This is a genomic window from Micromonospora solifontis (assembly GCF_003725545.1).
GTDB lineage: Bacteria > Actinomycetota > Actinomycetes > Mycobacteriales > Micromonosporaceae > Micromonospora > Micromonospora solifontis.
In genome coordinates this window covers 1-987 of record NZ_RJLN01000199.1, presented here as the reverse complement: position 1 = coordinate 987, position 987 = coordinate 1, and the positions used below count along the sequence as shown (strand labels likewise).

The 987-nt window shown below is 65.2% G+C and carries 1 protein-coding gene; it reads left to right on the top strand.

From position 1 onward, the window contains the following. Window positions 1-68: 68 nt before the first annotated feature. Complete coding sequence (locus EFE23_RS27845; protein WP_123243819.1) at window positions 69-962, top strand: IS982 family transposase; 894 nt, start codon at window positions 69-71, stop codon at window positions 960-962. Window positions 963-987 lie beyond the last annotated feature (25 nt).

Sequence of the window (987 nt, the reverse complement as noted above, 5' to 3'; positions counted from 1 at the left end):
CTAGACGAGTAGTTCCGATGTCAGGGGTCGATGTCTGGGCATGAAGAGAGGGCATCGATGATCATGTTGTGACGCAAGACCTCGACACCCTCTTGACCGCACTGTACGTGAAGATCGACGACACCATTCGGACGCCCCGCTGGCGGGGCAGGCCACCGCTGCTGACCGACTCCGAACTGGTCTGCCTGGCCGTGGCCCAGGTCCTGCTCGGCGCCCGCTCGGAGGCGCACTGGATCCGCTACGCCCGTATCCACCTGGCCGGCATGTTCCCCTACCTGCCGCAGCGGCCGGGCTACAACAAGCGGCTCCGCGCCGCGCTGCCGCTGATCAAGCGAGTGATCAGGGATCTGGCCCGCGACAGTGACTTCTGGTTCGACAACCACTGGATCGTCGACTCCACACCGGTGCCGTGCGGCATGTCCCGCCCGACGGTGCAGCGCTCGGATCTGGCCGGCTGGGCCGGATACGGCTACTGCGCCTCACATTCCCGGTTCTTCTGGGGACTGCGGCTGTACCTGGTGTGCACCCCGACCGGGATGCCGATCCTGTGGGCCCTGGCCAACCCGAAGATCGGCGAGCGGGAGGTCCTGGCCGCGATGCTGCAGGTCGAGGCCGGTGTGGTCGCCGAACACGACAGGATCCTGCTGATCTCCGACAAGGGCTTCGCGTCCAAGGTGTTCGAGCGGGAACTGGCCGAGCAGGGCATCGAACTGCTGCGCCCGTCACGCAAGCGGGAGAAAGCCCGCTACGGCGAGGCGATGCTCAAGAAGGTCCGACAGCTGATCGAGTCGGTCAACGACACCCTCAAAGGCCAACTCGATCTGGAAGAACACGGCGGACGCACCTTCGCCGGCGTTGCCGTGCGGGTGGCTCAGCGTCTGCTCGCCATGGCCGCCGCGATCTGGCACAACAACAAGACAGGAGCACCCGTCACCCGGTCACTGATCGCCTACGACCACTGACCAGGATTCGGAACTACTCGTCTAG